Source organism: Halorientalis litorea, assembly GCF_023028225.1.
Lineage (GTDB): Archaea > Halobacteriota > Halobacteria > Halobacteriales > Haloarculaceae > Halorientalis > Halorientalis litorea.
The window spans coordinates 2,010,820-2,029,051 of record NZ_CP095482.1 but is presented as its reverse complement, the minus strand read 5'-3'; the positions used below and the strand labels follow the sequence as shown (position 1 = coordinate 2,029,051).

16 protein-coding genes are annotated in these 18,232 nt (G+C 67.6%); 9 read left to right on the top strand and 7 right to left on the bottom strand.

Translation table 11 applies throughout. The features are described from left to right. Nucleotides 1-52: 52 nt before the first annotated feature. A complete protein-coding gene (locus tag MUG95_RS10950) occupies nt 53-2,014 on the top strand; it encodes a bacterio-opsin activator domain-containing protein (RefSeq protein ID WP_247006996.1) in 1,962 nt (653 codons plus the stop codon). A gap of 16 nt (nt 2,015-2,030) precedes the next feature. Here MUG95_RS10950 and MUG95_RS10945 read toward each other — a convergent pair whose 3' ends face one another. The 3 genes from MUG95_RS10945 to MUG95_RS10935 all read right to left on the bottom strand — a co-directional run bounded on the left by MUG95_RS10945 (nt 2,031) and on the right by MUG95_RS10935 (nt 8,226). Further along, on the bottom strand, nt 2,031-7,349 hold the full coding sequence (locus MUG95_RS10945) for a right-handed parallel beta-helix repeat-containing protein (RefSeq protein ID WP_247006983.1): 5,319 nt from the start codon (nt 7,347-7,349) through the stop codon (nt 2,031-2,033). A 396-nt stretch (nt 7,350-7,745) separates the two neighbouring features. Further along, the gene (locus MUG95_RS10940; RefSeq protein WP_247006972.1) at nt 7,746-7,970 is read right to left on the bottom strand and encodes a hypothetical protein; all 225 of its coding nucleotides are present in this window, start codon (nt 7,968-7,970) and stop codon (nt 7,746-7,748) included. Nucleotides 7,971-8,055: 85 nt separating this feature from the next. Next, on the bottom strand, nt 8,056-8,226 hold the full coding sequence (locus MUG95_RS10935; protein WP_247006971.1) for a hypothetical protein: 171 nt from the start codon (nt 8,224-8,226) through the stop codon (nt 8,056-8,058). A gap of 386 nt (nt 8,227-8,612) precedes the next feature. Here MUG95_RS10935 and MUG95_RS10930 point away from each other — a divergent pair, with 386 nt between their 5' ends. From MUG95_RS10930 to MUG95_RS10910, 5 genes are all read left to right on the top strand, one after another. Next, nucleotides 8,613-8,801, top strand: coding sequence for a hypothetical protein (locus MUG95_RS10930; protein WP_247006960.1), 189 nt, complete (start codon nt 8,613-8,615; stop codon nt 8,799-8,801). A 113-nt stretch (nt 8,802-8,914) separates the two neighbouring features. Beyond that, a complete protein-coding gene (locus MUG95_RS10925; RefSeq protein ID WP_247006953.1) occupies nt 8,915-9,985 on the top strand; it encodes a ribonucleotide-diphosphate reductase subunit beta in 1,071 nt (356 codons plus the stop codon). Beyond that, nucleotides 9,978-10,241, top strand: a complete 264-nt coding sequence (locus MUG95_RS10920; RefSeq protein ID WP_247006944.1) for a hypothetical protein — start codon at nt 9,978-9,980, stop codon at nt 10,239-10,241. The genes MUG95_RS10925 and MUG95_RS10920 overlap by 8 nt, the downstream gene beginning before the upstream one ends. Nucleotides 10,242-10,243: 2 nt before the next feature. Next, on the top strand, nt 10,244-10,546 hold the full coding sequence (locus MUG95_RS10915; RefSeq protein WP_247006942.1) for a 2Fe-2S iron-sulfur cluster-binding protein: 303 nt from the start codon (nt 10,244-10,246) through the stop codon (nt 10,544-10,546). Nucleotides 10,547-10,599: 53 nt separating this feature from the next. Continuing rightward, entirely contained in the window at nt 10,600-10,833 is a 234-nt protein-coding gene (locus MUG95_RS10910; RefSeq protein WP_247006931.1) for an HTH domain-containing protein, read from the top strand. Nucleotides 10,834-11,010: 177 nt separating this feature from the next. Here MUG95_RS10910 and MUG95_RS10905 read toward each other — a convergent pair whose 3' ends face one another. From MUG95_RS10905 to MUG95_RS10895, 3 genes are read right to left on the bottom strand one after another with little or no spacing between them, the layout of a single operon-like run. Further along, complete coding sequence (locus MUG95_RS10905; protein ID WP_247006930.1) at nt 11,011-11,592, bottom strand: DUF8054 family protein; 582 nt, start codon at nt 11,590-11,592, stop codon at nt 11,011-11,013. Then, nucleotides 11,589-12,359 (bottom strand): nucleotide-binding protein, encoded by a 771-nt coding sequence (locus tag MUG95_RS10900; RefSeq protein WP_247006929.1) that lies wholly within the window; start codon nt 12,357-12,359, stop codon nt 11,589-11,591. The genes MUG95_RS10905 and MUG95_RS10900 overlap by 4 nt, the downstream gene beginning before the upstream one ends. A 43-nt stretch (nt 12,360-12,402) precedes the next feature. Further along, entirely contained in the window at nt 12,403-13,902 is a 1,500-nt protein-coding gene (locus tag MUG95_RS10895; RefSeq protein ID WP_247006921.1) for a cobyric acid synthase, read from the bottom strand. Nucleotides 13,903-13,986: 84 nt separating this feature from the next. On the opposite strand from MUG95_RS10895, the gene MUG95_RS10890 reads away from it, so the two are divergent. The 3 genes from MUG95_RS10890 to MUG95_RS10880 are packed head-to-tail and all read left to right on the top strand — an operon-like array spanning nt 13,987 to nt 17,306. After that, nucleotides 13,987-15,099, top strand: a complete 1,113-nt coding sequence (locus tag MUG95_RS10890; RefSeq protein WP_247006915.1) for an extracellular solute-binding protein — start codon at nt 13,987-13,989, stop codon at nt 15,097-15,099. Between the two features lie 51 nt (nt 15,100-15,150). Further along, nucleotides 15,151-16,323, top strand: a complete 1,173-nt coding sequence (locus MUG95_RS10885; protein ID WP_247006912.1) for an ABC transporter permease — start codon at nt 15,151-15,153, stop codon at nt 16,321-16,323. After that, nucleotides 16,320-17,306 carry an ABC transporter ATP-binding protein gene (locus MUG95_RS10880; RefSeq protein ID WP_247006910.1) on the top strand — a complete coding sequence of 329 codons (987 nt, stop codon included), beginning with the start codon at nt 16,320-16,322 and terminating at the stop codon, nt 17,304-17,306. Before MUG95_RS10885 ends, MUG95_RS10880 begins: the two co-directional genes overlap by 4 nt. 1 nt (nt 17,307) lies before the next feature. On the opposite strand, the gene MUG95_RS10875 is transcribed toward MUG95_RS10880, so the two are convergent. Beyond that, complete coding sequence (locus MUG95_RS10875) at nt 17,308-18,150, bottom strand: extracellular solute-binding protein (RefSeq protein WP_247006902.1); 843 nt, start codon at nt 18,148-18,150, stop codon at nt 17,308-17,310. Between the last annotated feature and the right edge of the window lie 82 nt (nt 18,151-18,232).

The following is an 18,232-nucleotide window of genomic DNA, read 5'->3' as shown; positions in this document are numbered from 1 at the left end:
AACATTCCTGTCTGACCGGCCGCTTTATCACTGAGTTGGAATAATTGTACCCATGACCGACGGTGCCGAGCCACCCGGGTGGCGTGCCCTCGCGGAGACGATACCGGACTGTCTCGGCGTACACGTCGGCGACGAGTTCGTCTACGTCGCCGACCGACTCGCGACACTCGCGGGCACGACTCCCGACGCGCTCACGGGCGAGTGCTGGCGGACCGCAGTCGACGCGGCGGCGGCCGAACGGCTCGCTGGGTCGGTGTTTCCGGCAGTTCGGGAGCGCGGGCAGTGGGAGGGGCAGGTGCGGTTCGGTGACACGGACGACGGCGAGACGTGTCGCGTCAGACTGACTGTGACTGAGACCGGTGCCGTCGTCTGGACGGCGGCCGACACGCCCGGTGCCGACAACCGTTCCGCTACCGCGGACGAACACGAGCAGAGCTACCGAGCCGACTCCGCCGCACTCCTGCGGCCCGTTCTCGACGCCGTCGACGACGTAGTGTACGTCATCGGCGAGGACGGGTTGTTGCAGTTCTGGAACGACACGCTGCTGGAGGTGACGGGGTACAGCGACGAGGAACTCGCCGCGATGCACCCGATGACACTCATCCCGGAGGACCAACACGAGTTCGTCCCCGGGCTGATGGAGGCCATCGAGTCCATCGACGACCGCTGTGTCGAAGTCGACATCCTCACCAAAGACGGGGAGCGGATTCCACACGAGTTCAACGGGACCACGTTCGTGGACCCGGACACGGGCGACCAGTTCCGCTGTGGCTTCGCGCGGGACATCACCGAGCGACTGGAACGCGAGCGCGAACTCGAACGCCAGCGCGACGACTTGGCGACACTCGACCGCATCAACGAACTCCTCTTGGAGACGGTTCGGGCACTGACACAGACGGCGAGCCGCGAGGGGGTCGAACGGACCATCTGTGACCGCCTCACCGCCTCGGAGTTCTACAAGTTCGCGTGGGTCGGCGAGCGTGCGTTCGACAGCGACACCGTCCGTCCCCGGGAGCGCGCTGGCGAGGGGGACGGCTACCTCGACGCGGTGACGATTACCGCCCACCGGAGCGAGACGGGTGCCGGGCCAGTCGGGCGCGCGATGCGGACCGGCGAGGTTCAGGTCACGGATATCGAGGACGAGGCGTTCGAGCCGTGGCGGGCGGCCGCGAGCGAGCGCGGGTTCGCCTCCGTCGCCGCCGTCCCCCTCTCACACCGGGACACCGTCTACGGTGTGCTGGTCGTCTACGCGACGCGCGAGGACGCGTTCAGCCCGCGGGAGCAGGCCGGGTTCGACGTGCTCGGGAGGACCGTCGGGTCGGTGATTCGGGCCGCACGGAGCCGCAAGCTACTGTTCGCCGATACGGTCATCGAACTGGAGTTCCGGGTCACCGAGGCCGACTTCGCGCTCGTCCGAGCGGCGGCCGAGCTGGACTGTACAATCGAACTGGACGGCTACGTGGCCTCGGGAGAGCGGTGGCTCCTGTACGTGACCGTCGACGGGGTGGCCCCCGACGAGGCGGCGACAGCCGTGGCCGCAGACCCCCGAATCGAGACAGTGAGGGTCATCCACGACAGGGGTGACAGCGGCCGTCTCGAACTCGTCGCCGGGGCGTCTGTCCTCGACATCGTCGTCGACGCGGGGGCAACCGTCCGGACGGCGGTCGCCACGGCCGGCGACGCCACGCTCGTCGTGGCGGCACCGGTCGACGCCGAGATTCGACAGGTCGTCGACCACGTCCGAACGCAGTATCCCGCCGCAGATCTCGTCGCACACCGGGAACGTGACCGTGAGGTCACGACCGTTCGTCGTCCCGACGGCGTCCTCGACGGCCTCACCGACCGACAGCGCGAGGCCGTCGAAGCGGCGTACCGCGCGGGCTACTTCGCGTGGCCGCGCGCGAGTACCGCCGAAGAAGTCGCCGAGTCGCTGGACTTGGCCGCGCCGACGCTCCACGCCCACCTCCGCAAGACCGAGCAACACGTCCTGCAAACCCTGTTCGACGGCGAGTGAGACAGCCGCCGGACCGTCAGCGACGCATCGCAGCGAGGGACCCGACGAGGACGACGAGCGCGAGTAGCGCGGTGACGAACCCGAAGCCCGGGCCGTCGGCGGCCGTCGCCGTGTCCGTCGTCACGGTCGGTTCGTCGGCGGGTTCGGCTGTCGTCTCCGTCGCCGGCTCCTGTTCGGTCGTCGGTTCGCCCGGCGTCTCGGTCACGGCCGACCCGACCCCATCGTCAGGCGAGGAGACGCCGACGGCGAACACCGAAAAGCCCGGCGCCGACGCCTCGAACGCCGTCCCGTCACGGGTGGTATCGAGCGTATCCCACGACCCCTCGTGGTAGCGGTACAGCGACACGTCGTCCAGCGTCGCCCCGTCCGGGAGTGCCGACTGCGACACCTCGAACCGGAACGTGCTCGCACCGTAGGCGTCGTTCGGGGCGTCGTGTTCGACTTCGACGTACCCGAGGGAGTCGGCGGTGTCGAGTGCCGGCGTCTGCCCGGGCGTGTCGGCGGTCGACCGGACGGTCAAACCGAGACTCTCGCGGTCGGATTCGGCCGTGATGTCCAGTCCGGTGAGGGTTGCGTCGCCGGCGGCGTCGTCGAAGTCGACCGACGCCGTGGCACCCGGACGGCTGTTCCGAATCTCGACATCGGTACTACCGTCGGTCAGCGTAGACGTGTCCACGGCCATGGTCGATTCGGACCCGCCGTCGCCGCCACTGCTCCCGGAGGACGGTGACGCGGACCCACCGCCGCCACCGCCGCCACCGCCGCCACCACCGCCGTCATCGAAGTCGGCTTCGTCGACCGAGACTGTGACGTTCGCCGTGTCGGTCGCTCCGTGCTCGTCGGTGACTCGGACCCTGACCGTCCGCTCGCCGGCCGTGGAGTAGGCGATGACCGACGTGGGGATGCTCCGCGTCTCGTCGTACACCCCGTCACCGTCGAAGTCCCACTCGTACGTCTCGATGTCCCCCGTCGGGTCCGTCGCGTTCGACGCGTTCAGCGACACCGACTCTCCGACCAGTACCGCCTTCGGCGACGCGTTGAGGGCCGCGTCCGGCCCGCCCGGAGTGATAGTCACAGACTGAGTGACGGTATCGATGTTGCCATCGTCGTCAGTCACTTTGAGCCCGACGGTCCGGTTCCCGGCAGTTGAGTAGGCGATGACCGACGTGGGGATGGTCCGCGTCTCGTCGACTACCTCGTCACCGTCGTAGTCCCATCCGTACTCCACGATAGAGCCGTCCGGGTCCGTCGTGTTCGATGCGTTCAGCGACACCGACTCTCCGACGGACGCCGTCGCCGGGTCCGCCGTGAATGTCGCGTTCGGGGCCCCGTCCGAGACGGTCACCGTCACGTTCGCCGTGTCGGTCGCCCCGTGCTCGTCGGTCACCTTTACGCGGACGGTACGGTTCCCGACAGTGGAGTAGGCGATGACCGACGTGGGAATGGTTCGCGTCTCGTCGTACACCCCGTCACCGTCGAAGTCCCACGCGTACTCCACGATGTCATCGGTCGGGTCCGTCGTGTTCGAGGCGTTCAGCGACACCGACTCCTCGAGTAGTACCGCTCTCGGCGACGCACTGACGGCCGCAGTCGGCGCGCCCGAGACGATTTCGACCGTCCGGGTCGTCGTGTCGGTGTTGCCATCGTCGTCAGTGACCCGGAGCCCGACGGTACGGTTCCCGGCAGTGGAGTAGGCGATGACCGACGTGGGGACGGTCCGCGTCTCGTCGTACACACCGTCACCGTCGTAGTCCCAGGCGTACTCCGCGATTGAGCCGTCCGAATCCGTCGCGTTCGAGGCGTTCAAAGACACCGACTCGCCAACGTACGCCCTCGCCGGGTCCGCCGTGAACGTCGCCGAGGGGGCGGTCCCCGGCGTGTCGACGAACACGCTGGCTGTGTCGGTGTCGTTCTCGCTGGCCACCGTCGCCGTGTAGGACCCGGCGTCACCGGCCGCAGTCGCCCACTCCAGCGTCACGGTCGTCGAGGACTGACTGGCGAGAGTTACCGCCGTCGAGTCGTGCGTCGTACCGCCGGCCGAGAGGGTAACCGTCTGTGTCCCGGTGGCACTCCCGTCGTTGGTCACCGTCGCGTCGACTGTCAGCGTCTCGCCCTCGGTGACAGGGCTGTTCGTGCTGTCGACCCCCACGGAGAAGTTCGCCGTCTGCGAACTGGCGGCGAGTACCTCCACGCTCGTGGACGCCGTATCGTCGTCGCTTGCCACCGTCGGGGTGTACGTCCCCGCGTCGCCTGCTGCGGTGCTCCACTCCAGCGTTACCGTCGTCGAGGACTGCCCCGCGAGGCTCACCTCCGTCGAGTCACGCGTCGCGCCGCCGGCCGACAGGGTGACCGTCTGAGTGCCCTGACTGTCGCCCGTGTTCTCGACGGTGGCGTCGACGGTCAGCGTCTCTCCCTCGGTGACGGGGGAGTTCGTGCTGTCGACAGTGACCTGAAGCGAGGCAGTACTCGGACACGTCGGCGTGCCGTCCGCGAACAGGCCGACGGTGCCGAACGTCGTGAGGTTCGCATGGACCGTCTCGGCCTGCTGGTCCACCGTCGTCGACACTGGTACCCAGTCGGTTCCGTTGTATCGGTAGAGTTGCAGCGAGGACTCGTCGACGCCGCTCCCGACGGCGTCGGCGTAGTCGACGGTGAGGTTCAGCCACGCCTGCTGGGAGGTGTTCGTCGTGTTGAGGAACACGCCCGTTTTCTGGCGGCCAGCCGGGTCACAGGCCGGTTGTGCCGTCTCGACCAGTCCGGCCTCACGGTCGGTGAAGGAGAGGCTGGCACTCGACAGCGAGAGGTTCGTCACGCTCCCGTCCCACCCGCTCGACCCGTACTCGTCGACGTTGTAGTAGGCCCACGACTCGCTGTTCGTGACCGCGTTGTCGGTGACGTCGTAGCTTCCCACGGCCTCCGAGTCGACCCAGATACCGACGTCGCTGGACTCGACGGAGTTGTTCGTCACCGTCCCGTAGCCCCGGAGTCGGAGCGCGTACGTGTTGTTCACGAAGCGGTTGTCGCGGACGGCCGTCCCGCTGCCCTCCTCGGTCTCGTCGTAGACGCCAGCCTCGTCGTCGCTGGTGCCGGTGATTGTCCGGAAGGTGTTGTTCTCGACGGTCACGTCGCCCGCGAACGTCGCCGTCACGACGCCGCTCGTCGCCGTGTCGACGGTGTTGTTGGCGACCGTCACGTTCGACCCGGTGACGTCGAAGGCAATCCCGGAGATGTCCCGGAGGGAGTTGTCCGTCACGAGGCCGTCGTCGCCGGACACCCCAATGCCGTCAGCACTGTCTCTGACCTCGGTGACGCTGTTGTTCCGGACGACCGCACCGGCACCGGACTCGATGCCCGCGTTCGTCGTGTTGTGGACGGTGTTGTTCAGGAGGCGGGTGTCGATTCCCCCGTCGTCGATGCCGGAGGTGTCGGTGTCCCGGACGTCGTTCCCGCGAACGACCGTTCGGTAGACGCTCTGGATTTCGAGTCGAACACCGACGAGTTCGTTGTCCGTCACCCAGTTGTCGTTCGTTCTGGACCCACCCAAATCACGGACGAGGATACCAGTGTCGCCGCGCTCGCCCGGCGCGAAGCTGACGGTGTTGTTGTGGACGAGGTTGTTCGAGGACCCGGCGTCCAGAAGAATTTCGCTGTCCCCGCCCGTGGTCTGCCGGAGGGAGTTGTCACGAACCGTGTTGTCGTCGGCGTAGTACAGGGCGACACTCTGTCTGCCGTTGTTCGCGATGTCGGACTCGACGACCGAGGAGTTGTCAGTCTGCATGAACTCGACACCACGTCGCTGGGTGTCGGTCGTGAGGTTCCGGACCGTGGTTCCGGTCGTGTTGACCGCGAGGACGCCGTGGCCGTTGTTCGAGAGCGCGAGGTCCCGGACCGTCACGTTGGACGCGTCGACGATGCCGACGAACCCGGCGTTCGTGGCCGCGCCGACCGTCCGGTCACTGACGTTCCGGTAGTAGTGGACCGGCCGCCCGTCGACGGTGTTCGAGGTGTCGATGTCGTGACGGTAGTGGTCGAGCGAGTGGGACGGCCCGACTCGCTCGTACTCCTCGATGACGAGGTTCTCCTCGCTCCCGGCCACCTCGTTGTCCCGCAGGGTCACGTTCGTCGACGACGAGAGGACGACGCCGGACTCCTCGCTGTTCGTGACGGCGTTGTCCCGGAGCGTGATGTCGTAGACCGCACCGACGACGTCGTCGTACTGCGCGCGGCTGTCCCCGTCGACCAGAATCCCCTGGTCGTTGTTGTCGAGGGTGTTGTCCGCGACGGTCACGTTGTCCACCGTCGTCGGCGCGGAGTAGCCGATGCCGCTGGCGGTGTCCGCAGTCTGGACGCCGATGCCGACCCGCGAGTGGCCGGTGACGGTGTTGTTCCGCACGGTGTTGTTCGAGGAGTCCGTGACGAAGATGCCGTGCCAGCCGTTGTCGACCACCGTGTTGTTCACGAGGAGATTGTTGTCGGACTCGTCGTCTTTTCGCGTGTACCCCCGGCGTTGGTCCACCTCGAACCCGTAGTCGCCGTTCTCGCTCGCCGTGACGTTTCGTACCACGCTGTCCTCGACCGACTCGAAGAGGACGCCGGTGTCCCCGTTGGACAGCGCGGTACTGTCCGCGACGGTGAGGTCACTGGAGGTGTTCAGATACATGCCGAACGAGTCCTCCGCCGTGGCGGCCGAGGCGTTGACGCCCCGAACCGTTCCCCCGGAGACGTTCTGGACGTAGAGGTTCCGCAGGTCGTTGGCGACGAGCGTCGAGTCGACGACGGTCACGTTCGAGGACTCGGTGACGAGAACGCCGAACCGTTCGCTATCCGAAGCGTGAATGTCCGACAGGCGAACGTCCTCGGACCCGTTCACCTCGATACCCGCTTCCTGCGCGTCGGTGTACCGCTCGGAGGTCGCCCGTGGCGCGGTAACGTTCGTAATCGTCCCACCGGTGAGCGTTCCGACGTAGACGTTCTGGGTCCACTCGGTGGCGTTGAGGTTCCGAACCGTCACGTTGCGGTCCGCGGTGACGTTGATGCCGACCGGTCCCGTCTGGCTGTCGCCCGGCCCCTGCACCGTGTGGCCTTGCCCGTCCAGCACCACGTCGCTCGCCGTGACGTTGAGACACGACCCGGAGCCGCTACTGACGATGTCCCCGGACAGTTCGTAGACGCCCGAGGAGGAAATCGTCGTACACGAACTGACAGTCGAGACGTTGCCCGCGTTGCCAGCCGCGGCCATGCCGACGACGCCAACCGGGGCCGCCAACGCCGACAGCACCAGTACGGTGGCCAACACGAGTGCCCGCACGCCGGCCGCCGGGTTCCGAGCGGTCATCGGTCACCCCGATAGCGGGCACTGTTGGCTCGCGCGCGTGTGCATCGTTCTATCCGTTGAGAGAGCTGTCGTTGCATTGGTTAATTTCACCTGTGGACAGGTCATAAAAGAGGTCGCTACACAGTTAGTGTCCGAGCGACACCGGACCACGGAGCAACTTCGCTCCTCGTCGCCGTCTCGGAGAACGCCGGGTCCCGTCGCTGTCGCCGGCGGAACGACGCCCTCGCAGTCGCCGCCGTGACGCCTCAGTCGGTGCTGGGAATCCGTCTCGGAGCGGGAGAAACAGGTCGGGTGCGGTGCCACCCCCTCCGAGTTGAGAGTCAGTCGCGGCGAGTCGTCGTGGTACTCACGCGTGCGGGCGGAGGACGGCGGGACGGGGTAGCGCGAAACTGCATGTCACTTCGACGTGGTACTGTTGCAGTCGAGACACTCGGGGGCGAGTGCCTGGCGGTCCGGGAGCCACACGAGGTGCACCGCCTCGTAGTCGTGGGTGTCGCCACAGTCGTGACAGCGGTACAGGATGTGCTCCGGTAGCCAACACCCGTCGGCACAGACCGGAACGGTGGTGTCGAGGGCTGGGTCCGGGTGGTCGATTCGGCGGGCCTCGTCCACCAGTTCCATGCACCGCCAGCACCGGACGGCGTCCGACGGCTGTGGTCGCGTCACCTCGGAGAGACCGGTCGACGAGTGGGCACCCGACATCATCTCAGGCGGGTTCTCCACAAGCCCGGCAGCGCGAGCCTTCGAGTTCGGCGTCGTAGACCAACGTTCCCTCACGACAGTTGCGACACGGCATGTAGTTCGCGGACCGGAGGAACGACGGTGCCGCTGGGTCGGTGGCCGATACCGAATCGACGGGCGTTTCGTTTACGCTCATCAACGTACTCATCTGTCGAGAGATACTAAAAACTTCTGCATAGTCGTCCACTATAGTGCTAATATTGTTCTAGTGTATGCTGTAATGCAGCGTCTGGGGTTACAGGAGATGGTATTCTCGCACTATTCGCCAACGTTCGTCCATTCTCGGTCGGCGAGTGGGGGTGAGAGAGCGGACACGCGTCAGACGGGCAGTTTCGGGGCGGTGCCGTCCGGCAGTTTCACTTTCACTCCGCGTGGCGTGGATACATATGCCCGGCGTCCGTGCTACTGAGTAGAGGGCGACCAGCCCTCCAGTGTCACACGCTCCTTCGGGTCACACAGTTCCTCCGAGCCACGGCTGTGGGCACTGGTATTTTGTCGCCCCGGTTCGTATCTCGGCGTACCGTGAGTTCGCCCAGCCATCGGTGTGGAGGCTGTGGGGCACTGCTCGAATCAGTCACCGAACTCGACCGGGAACCGAACCCCACCGGCCGGTCGTGGTCCTGCACCTACTGCGGGACATCCGTCCCGAGCGTCGTCGGCGAGAAACTCAGCCACCGGCGCGACGGGTCGGCGACCGACCGGCGGTCCTGAGTCGCGCCCCGCGAGCGTCCGGCGGTTAGCGTCGGCCCACCCTCGACCCTACTTAAACGCCCACGAAATGGTGGGCGACAACTGACGGGTATCCCCGTCAGTCGTGGTACATGATGGCAGACGAAGAGGCGGTACAGGTGGAAACGGGGCGAATCGACATCGACAACCAGTGGTACGAACTCTACCGGAAAGGCATCGAACTCGGGACGTGGGACGCCGACAAACTGTTCGAGAAGGTGGGGGTCGAACGCGACATCGAAGCGTGGGAGAGCATGGCTCCCGAGGAGAAAGAGCAGTGGGCGCGTCTCATCGCCGCGTTCGTGGACCTCGAACACGCCGTCGCCGAGGACGGCCGTCGCGTCATCGAACAGATGGGGTCGCCGTACCTCGACGACTCCATCGAGAAGGAGATGTACGCGACGGTCTTCACGATGACCGAGGCCAAGCACACGCAGTTTTTCGACATGTACATCAACACGGTGATGGCCGACGTATTCCCGGACACGCATCTGGACATCCGCCGCGGCGGCCAACCGCTCCCGCGGACCGCGGCCTGTGGCATGAGCGACCTCGGCGAGCGGCAAGGGGCGTTCATGGCACAGGCAGCCAACGGCGGCGACCCGACGGACATCGCCCGCGCCGCCACGACCTACCACATGATGGTCGAGGGCATCGCCGCCCGGGGCGGGTACTTCCTGAAGAACAACATGATGCAGGAGGCCCCGCTCCCGTTGCTGAACAAGGGGTTCCAGTTCGTCAGCACCGACGAAGGCCGCCACGTTACCCACGGCCTCTACCTGCTGGGTGAACTACTGGAGAAAGAGCGTGCGGGCGTCCCCGAGTACCAGGGCGTCGACGAGGCAATCTGGGAGGAGGCACTCACCTGTCTCCCCCACGTCATCGACACGTCGTACTTCGTCTCGGCCGCGATGGACGACCCCCTCGGTGCGGACTTCGACGGCCTCATTCAGCGCGGGGCCGAACTCTGGCGCGGCCAGTTCAAGGAGACGCTCGACTTGGAGAGTTACGACCCCGACCGGTTCATGTCGGTCGTGCAGGACGCCGCCGCGGACTGTGAGGCGACCGACTACGACGCCCGCATCGAACGCCACGCCGAAACCTACGCACACAAACTCGACCTCGACGCGTCGAACATCGTCACGGGAGGTGTCGCCGATGACTGACCTGACCGACATCGAGGGCGGCGGCGAGTTCACGGCCACGGACGAGGAGGTACGGGAAGCACTCGAAGAGACCGCCGAGGAACTGGGCCGTCCCGTCGAGGACGTCGAGGAGGAGGTCGCCTACATCCTCGATTCGGGGACCGGCACCGCGACCAACGAGGGCGTCGGCGGCGTCGCCGTCGGGTCGAACTCCAGCGCGGCCTCGGACCCCCGGCTGGAGGCCCTCGAAGTGTACAAACTGAACGAACAACTCTGACGATGCACGAGGTGGAACTGGTCGCCGACGAGACGAGCGAGACGGTGACCGTCGCCGAAGACGAGTCGGTGCTGGCCGCGAGCGACGAGCGCGCGGAGACGGTCACCCTCGACCGCTCCTGTCAGCAGGGCGCGTGTACGTCGTGTGTCGGCCGCGTAGTGGAAGGTGATGTCGACCAACCGGGCGCGACGGGTCTCGACCCGATGCAGGTCGAGGATGGCTACGCCCTCCTCTGTGTCGCCGAACCGACCACCGACTGTCGCATCGAGGTCAACGTGCAGGAAGAACTGTTCGAGTTGGTGTGAGTCGGAGTTCACACGTAGGAGATAAGTAGCAGGGTTCAGACAGCCTACACGAGATGGCAGACCCCGGCCGCGAAACGGAGTTCACGAAGTCGAACGTCGTGGAAGTGTTCAAATCGCGTGCGGACCACGCCGAACCGCTCACCGCGACGGAGGTAGCCGACCGACTCGGCTGTTCCCGGCGGACGGCACTGAACAAACTCCACGAGTTACAGGACGAGACGAACATCACGAGCAAGAAAGTCGGCGGGCGCAGTCGCGTCTGGTGGGTGCCGGTTACGAGTGACTGACGACGCCAGCGAGCGGCCGACGGCCGCTCAGTGTACCAAGAGCCCGTGTTCGTCTCGGGCGTGTTCGAGGAGTTCCGCCGTCGAGTCGAACTCCTTGCCACAGCCACACGTGTGGTAGGCCGCCGAGGGTTGGCGTGTCGCCATACCTCTACACACGTTTTGCAACGGCAAAACTGTTTACCCGTGTGTATCACTCACATCCTCGAGGGTGTCGAAGCCCCACTCCTCGGCACGGGCCTGTGCCTCGCTGCGGGCCTGCTCGCGGATGGCCGCTATCTGCTCCTCGTTCTCTAAGAACGCCTCGACGGGACTGTGCGCGTCCCCGTCGGTCCCGCTGTCGGCGTCGGCGGCAGTCGGTCGTTCCGTCTCGGGTGCGTACCGCCGCGTCCGGTCGGCCAGCGCGGCGTCGCCGGCGAGTCGCTCGGCCGGCATCCCGGGCGGGACTTCGAGTGCGGCCGTCTCGCGGAGGTCGGTCACGGCGTCGGCGGACAGCGCGACGAGTTCGGCGCGGGACGGTCCGGGGACGGCGAGGTCCGCCAGTGCCGCCGGGCCGCCCCGTTCGGTCCCGGTGTGGTAGGCCAGCGTCGGCACGCCGTCCTCGAAGACGAGGACGCCACGGCCGTCGCCGTCCAGCAACAGCGCGTCCTGTGGTTCGAGGACGGCGTACCCGGTCAGCCGACAGTCCAGGGCGTCGGTGAGTACCGTCGCCGGGTCACGGACCACGCGCGAGCGCACGAGGTCACCGCCGGGCAGCCTCATCGTCGCTCCGGGATGACCGCGCTCCGGAACCGGTCGGCGACCGCTCCCGCCTCGCCCAACTGCACGTCCAGTTGTCGGGCCGCACGCCGGTAGGCCGCCGCGGCGTCGGAGGCCGGGGCGTGTGCGAGCAGCGGTTCGCCGGCCCGACGCGCCGCGCGCGCCGCCTCGGCGTCGGGCACCGTCGCCAGCGTCGGCCCCTCGAAGTAGCGTTCGGCCTTCTCGGCGATCCGGTCCACGTCGTCGGGGTCGGTCACCTTGTTGAAGATGGTGCCCGCCGTGTCGGTGCCGTAGGAGTGAGCGTACTCCTGTACCTTCAGCCCGTCCGAGAGTGCGGGAATCGTCGGCTGGAGGACGACGACGACCCGGTCCGCGAGGACGACGGGGAGGACGGCGGCCTTCGACCCGAGCGTCGCCGGGGAGTCGAGCAGAATTACCTCCGTGTCGGCCGCGAGGCGCGCGACCACCTCGCGCAGGCGTTCGGGTTCGGCCGACTCGAAGCCCGCGAGACTCGTCCCGCAGGGCACCACGGACATCCCGAACCGCTCGTAGACGGCCGCCTCGACCGGCGCGCCGTCGGCGACCAACACGTCGTGTAGCGTCGTCTCGACGGTTTCGAGGCCGGCGTGAAAGAGGAGGTTCGCCATCCCCGTGTCCGCGTCGACCACCGTCACGTCGTACTCCTCGGCCAACGCCATCCCCAGCGCGAGCGTGCTGGTCGTCTTGCCGGTACCCCCCTTCCCGCTCGCCACCGCGAACGCCTCGACCATTCGTGACTGGGTGGGCGCGGTTTCCGATTAAAAGGTTCGGATGCTACAGCGAGAGGGGGGCGAGGTCGGCGTGGTCCCGCAGGAGGTCCGCGGCCCGGTCGTAGGGTGACGGGCGGTCCTGGTCCCGGGTCGGCCGCTCGACGCCGGCGGCAGCGAACACCGAATCGAGGAACGCGTCGCGGGCGACGCGGTTCTCGAAGAGGCCGTGGAGGTACGTGCCGAAAGCGCGTTCCGTCGCCGCCCCGTCGGGGGCCAGCCCGTCCGCACCCGGGAACGGTCGCGCCGCCTCGCCGACGAGTCGGGACCGACCCATGTGAATCTCGTAGCCCGCCACCGACCCAGACGCACCCGCGAGCGGCCCGGTCCCGCGCAGGTCACGCTCGACCGGTTCGACCCGCTTGTCCGCCTCGAACTTCGTCTCGACCGGCAGTACGCCGAGTCCGGGAACCGTCTCGCGGTCGCCGGTCCCCTCGATAGCGGCGTCCGTGACGCGCTCCCCGAGCATCTGGTAGCCCCCGCACAGGCCGACCACGGGACCGTCGAAGGCGTCGAGTGCGGTCGGAAAGCCCGCGTCGCGGAGCGCGAGCAGGTCGTCGACGGTGTTCTTGCTCCCCGGGAGGACCACGGCGTCGGCGTCCGCGAGGTCGGTGTCGAGTGGCACGTACGCCACCCGAACACCGGGTTCGCGAACCAGCGGTTCGAGGTCGGTCACGTTCGAGGCACGCGGGAAGCGCGGGACAGCGACGGTCACGCTTCGGTCGGCGGGGACGCCATCGTCGTCGCCGTGGACCGCACGCTCACCGACCGCCGGGAGTGACACGCTGTCCTCCTCGGGCAGGCCGGGGTCGTCGTACGGGAGGACGCCAAGCACCGGCACACCCGTGCGGTCCTCGAACTCCTCGACGCCCGGTTCGAGCAGGGAGCGGTCGCCCCGGAACTTCGTAACGAGCGCGCCCACGACCTGTTCCCGAAGGTCCGCGGGCATCAGTTCGAGCGTCCCGACGAGCGAGGCGAACACGCCCCCGCGCTCGATGTCGGCGACGAGCAGAATCTCGGCGTCGGCGAAGCGGGCTGTCTCGACGTTGGCGAGGTCGCGGTCCCGGAGGTTCGGTTCGGCGATGGACCCGGCACCCTCCGCGACGACCACGTCGGCCGTCTCGGCGAGGCGTGCGTGTGACTCGCGGGCGGCGGCGAGTGCCCGGTCCCAGTGGGCGTCGTAGTACTCGCGGGCGGCGAAGTGCCCGACGGCCTCGCCCTGTATCACGAGTTGTGACTCGCCGTCGCCACGTGGCTTCAGGAGGACCGGGTTCGCGTCCGTCGTCGCGGGCACGCGGGCGGCGCGCGCCTGTACGTACTGGGACACACCGATTTCGCCCGTCCGCCCGTCCGAGTCGGCCACCGCGCGGGCGTTGTTGCTCATGTTCTGGGCCTTGAACGGGGCGACGGCCGTCCCCTGGTCAGCGAGCAAGCGACAGAGGCCCGCGGCCACGGTGCTCTTGCCGACGTGGCTCGCGGTGCCCGCGACCAACAGCGTCCGCGTCATTGTCCGTCTGTTCGGTCCCGCGGCAAAGAGTTCCCCGGAGAGTGATAACCGTTATATCGTTCCTCGGATAACGACGTTGTATCAATGCGAAAACAACGCACAGGAGCCGATGGGAGCGGACAGCAACGCGGGACTTCGCGTCGAGGATTCCTGACGGCGGTCGGGGCCGCCGGGACGCTCGCACTGGCCGGCTGTCTGGCTGGCAGTGACGATGACAGTGGTGGCGGGGATGGAGCCAGCACGGGGACCGGAACCGGCACGGCGGACCTCGCAGATTCGATGAGTATCTTCCACGCGGGGAGTCTCGCGCCGCCGTTCAGCGCGGCCGAACCGCAGTTCGAGGAGGAGTACGGTGTGGACGTGACCCGCGAGGCACAGGGGTCGGTCGCTTCGACACAGAAAATCACTCAGCAAGGGCGGTCGGCGGACGTGCTGGGCGTCTCTGACTTCCGTCTACTCCGGGGTGACGACGGGTCGGGCGACGTGGACCTCCTGCCGGAGTACGGCGATTGGTACAGCATCTTCACCACGAACTCCATGTCCATCCAATATCGCGAGGACTCACCGGGTGCGGACGACATCTCCGCGGACAACTGGTGGGAGGTGCTGACGCGCGACGACATCACCATCGGCCACTCCGACCCCGCGGTGGACCCCGGTGGCTACCGCGCGGTCATGACCCAGCAGTTGGGTGCCGAGGAGTTCCAAGGCGAACGGCTCTACGACGAGTCGACGCTCCAGCAGTTGCGGGACAACTCTACGGTCCCGACGGGCACCGAGACGAACCTCGAAGGCCAACTGGAGAGCGGCGAACTCGACTACGTATTCTACTACCAGTCGATTAGCTCCACGTCCGGACTGCCTTACATCGACCTCCAGCCGGAAGTAGACCTCTCACAGGCGACCAACGAGTACGCCGAACACTACGCGAAGGCCGAAGTCGAAACCGGCAGTGGGACGTTCACGGGCGCGCCCATCGCCTACGGCCTAACCGTCCCGAGCGTCGCCGAAGCACCCGAACGGGGCGCGCAGTGGGTCGAATTCTTTGGAACGGACCCCGGTCGAACTATCCTCGAAGAGCAGGGACTCACCCCAGTTGACCCCATCGTCGTCCCGTCCGACACGGAGGACGCGGTGCCCGACACCATACTCGAAATCGCCAACGCGCAGGACTCGCTCGGCCCGCTCCAGTTGTGACCGAGCGATTGACGGTGCCCAGCCACAGAGGTCAACTACCCACCGAGGACGATGGCGACTGACACCGATTCGCGGTTCGTATCGGGCAGCGTCGGACGAACACCGCTGGTCGTCGCGTTCGTCGTCGCACAGGCTGTGGCGTTCGCGGCGACCTATCTCGCGGGTCGCCCGACGCTGTACGCGTACGCCGTCGTCGTTAGCACGCTCGGCGTCGCCTACGCCTACGAGAGCGATGTCACCGCCGTGGCGGCCATCGGGAAGTTCGCTGCCGTCCAAGTCGTCGCGTTCGTCGCGGCGTACGTCGTCGGGAGCACCGTCCTGCTAGTCCTCTACGCGCGGCCGCTCGCGGGCGTCGGCGACCCGTTCCTGTACGTCCTGTACGTCCTCGTCGCCGCGGCCGGGACGGCCTACGTCGTCGAGGACGGCGGTTTCGCCGTCGTGACAGCGGCGATGGGGAGCGTCGTCGTCGTGGCACTCGGCCTTCCGCTCGTGTTGTTCGTCGCGCGGCAGTCGCCCGCCGCAGTCACAGAGAAGGCACTGGACCCGAGCGTCCACCGTGTCATCTATCTGGGCGTGTACGGTCCACTGCTGGCGGCCCTACTGAGTTTGTTGTTCGGCGTACCCCTCGCACACCTGCTCTCCGAGGGGTTCGCAGGGCAACCGCTGGTCGAGAGTCTGGTCGATTTGCCGCTCGTCGTCCCCCACAGCGTTGCCGGGATTCTCATCCTGTTCGGCTTCGGGCAGGGCGGGGCCTTCCCGGCGCTCTCGGTTCTGGGGACGATGCTCGGGATGGTACTGGCGATGACGTTCGTCAGCGCGCCCTACGCTATCAACGCCACGCGGGAGGCGTTCGAGACGATAGACGACCGACTGGAGTACGCCTCCCGCGCACACGGCGCGAGTCGCTGGGAGACGTTCCGCCGCGTCACGGCACCGCTGGCCGCCCGCGGAATGGTCACCGGCGGCGTCCTCGCGTGGGCGCGAGCGGTCTCCGAGTTCGGAGCTGTCGCGGTGGTCGCCTACAGCGTCCAGTTCTTCTACCCGCCCGCCGGCGGGCGCGTGACCGCCCAGCACGCGCCGGTGTTCGTCTACAACACGTATCTGCAGGGCGGCCTCGAAGAGAGCGGTGCCGTAGCCTTCCTGTTGCTCGCAGTGTCCGGCCTGCTCTTTCTCGTCGTCCGGTCGCTCACGAACGACGGGTCCGTCTCCGGAGGGATGCCGTGACCGGGCTCCGTGCCGACATCACGGCGTCGTTCACTGCCGACGGTACGGACACGTTCACCGTCGACGCCGAGTTCGGGGTCGAGACCGGTGAGAACCTCGTCGTCCTCGGTCCCAGCGGAAGCGGGAAGACGCTCCTGCTGGAAACCGTGGCGGGCTTTCACGGGCACGAGGGACACGTCACTCGCAACGGGACAGTCGTGGGCGACCGGCCGCCGGAACAGCGGGACTTCGGGTTCGTGTTCCAAGACTACGCCCTGTTCCCACACATGACCGTCACCGAGAACGTCGACTACGGTCAGCGGTACCACGACGACACGCGCCCGGCCGAGGACTTGCTCGCGGAACTGGGCGTGGCCCACCTCGCGGAGCGATACCCGCCGACGCTCTCGGGCGGGGAGAAGCAACGGGTCGCGCTCGCACGGGCACTCGCCATCAAACCCGACGTACTGTTGCTCGACGAACCGCTCGCGGCACTGGACGTGCCGACCCGCCAGTCGCTCCGCGACGACCTCGCGGACGTGTTGACCGAGGTGACCGCTGTCTACGTCACGCACAACCGGACGACTGCGCGCGCACTCGCCGACCGCCTCGCGGTGATGGCGGACGGCGAAATCGTCCAGTCGGGGTCCGTGGCGGACGTGTTCGATCACCCCGCCTCGCCGATGGTCGCGGAGTTCACCGGCTCGAACGCCCTGTCACTCGCCGAGGCACCAGCACTCCGGGAGATACTCGGAGATGGCTTCGGGAGCGGTGACCACGTCGCCGTCCGGCCGGAGGCAGTCCACATCGCGGCCGACGGGCGCGCGAACGGGACAGTCCCCGCCACCGTCGAGCGCGTCGTCCGCGAGGACGCAACCAGTCGCGTCACCGTGCGCGTCGACGGCGTGACCGTCGAGGCGTTCAGCGACGACCCGCCCCGGCCCGGCGAGACGGTCCGGTTGCGGGTCCCCCCCGAGCGCGTCCACCGCTATCGGTCGGGCTGAGTCACGCGTCGCCGACGTGTTCCCGCGTCGGGTACGACTCGGGGACCGAGAACCCGGCCGTTCGGAGTCGCTCCCTGCCGGTCACGAGGGCGTCGACCCACGGCTCGCCCGCGTCCGTCGTGGCCGTCGCGGCGTACCGAATCGGCGCGCCCTGCACCGTCCGGTCCCCGATGTCGTAGGAGACAGTCGCGTACGTGTCGGCGTGGGTCGGGTCCGAGAAGTCGACGCTGGCCGGGAGTTCCCAGTATGGGAGGTCACGTTGGACAGCCATGTTCCGGTAGGTGACGGCAACGTCGACGGCACCGCCCTCGACGGCGTTCAGCAGGTCCGTCTCCGGGAAGACGGTCGACTCGGCGAGGACGGCCTCGGCGTCGAACTCGCCGCGTCGCGCGGTCAGCCTGAGTGCCATGACCGTCCGGTAGCCGAGCGGGTCGAGCGTCGGGTCGGTCCGGCCCACCCGCACGTCCGGGCGTTCGAGCGTCCCGCGCCAGTCCTCGCGCAGGGCGTCCGCGACGGGCGTCGCCGGTGCGTGCGTGAGGACGAGCGCGTTCGTGGCGAACAGCGTCGCGCGCTCGCTGACCCCGTCGAACAGGCGCGGGTCGGCCAGTGCGACGGCATCCGGGTCGCGGATGCCCTCGACTATCAGCCGCCGGACTGCCGCGCTCCCGTGGGCTTCGACGGTCGCACCCGGTACCGCCGAGGCGAGTTCGAGGAGACTTCCCGCGACGAGGGCGTCGGCCGTCGGCGACTCGTCGCCACCGTCGGCCCACGTCGTCGCCCCCGCGACGCCGACGGCAGTCGCACCACCGAGGGCGGCGACGACGGTGCGGCGCGAGAGCTTCATCTCAGCGTAACTACTTTCGGGCGCGTAATAACGGCTGCGAGACGCATTGTGATTTCACGCGCGGCCGTGCCGCGAGGGCGGG

Bases quoted from the DNA above. Each gene is read 5' to 3' on its own strand.
- MUG95_RS10910 (WP_247006931.1), top strand. From the start codon at position 10,600: ATGGCAGACCCCGGCCGCGAAACGGAGTTCACGAAGTCGAACGTCGTG.
- MUG95_RS10900 (WP_247006929.1), bottom strand. From the start codon at position 12,359: ATGGTCGAGGCGTTCGCGGTGGCGAGCGGGAAGGGGGGTACCGGCAAG.
- MUG95_RS10885 (WP_247006912.1), top strand. From the start codon at position 15,151: ATGGCGACTGACACCGATTCGCGGTTCGTATCGGGCAGCGTCGGACGA.
- MUG95_RS10945 (WP_247006983.1), bottom strand. From the start codon at position 7,349: ATGACCGCTCGGAACCCGGCGGCCGGCGTGCGGGCACTCGTGTTGGCC.
- MUG95_RS10905 (WP_247006930.1), bottom strand. From the start codon at position 11,592: ATGAGGCTGCCCGGCGGTGACCTCGTGCGCTCGCGCGTGGTCCGTGAC.
- MUG95_RS10915 (WP_247006942.1), top strand. From the start codon at position 10,244: ATGCACGAGGTGGAACTGGTCGCCGACGAGACGAGCGAGACGGTGACC.
- MUG95_RS10950 (WP_247006996.1), top strand. From the start codon at position 53: ATGACCGACGGTGCCGAGCCACCCGGGTGGCGTGCCCTCGCGGAGACG.
- MUG95_RS10895 (WP_247006921.1), bottom strand. From the start codon at position 13,902: ATGACGCGGACGCTGTTGGTCGCGGGCACCGCGAGCCACGTCGGCAAG.
- MUG95_RS10875 (WP_247006902.1), bottom strand. From the start codon at position 18,150: ATGAAGCTCTCGCGCCGCACCGTCGTCGCCGCCCTCGGTGGTGCGACT.
- MUG95_RS10925 (WP_247006953.1), top strand. From the start codon at position 8,915: ATGGCAGACGAAGAGGCGGTACAGGTGGAAACGGGGCGAATCGACATC.
- MUG95_RS10935 (WP_247006971.1), bottom strand. From the start codon at position 8,226: ATGAGCGTAAACGAAACGCCCGTCGATTCGGTATCGGCCACCGACCCA.
- MUG95_RS10940 (WP_247006972.1), bottom strand. From the start codon at position 7,970: ATGGAACTGGTGGACGAGGCCCGCCGAATCGACCACCCGGACCCAGCC.
- MUG95_RS10920 (WP_247006944.1), top strand. From the start codon at position 9,978: ATGACTGACCTGACCGACATCGAGGGCGGCGGCGAGTTCACGGCCACG.
- MUG95_RS10890 (WP_247006915.1), top strand. From the start codon at position 13,987: ATGCGAAAACAACGCACAGGAGCCGATGGGAGCGGACAGCAACGCGGG.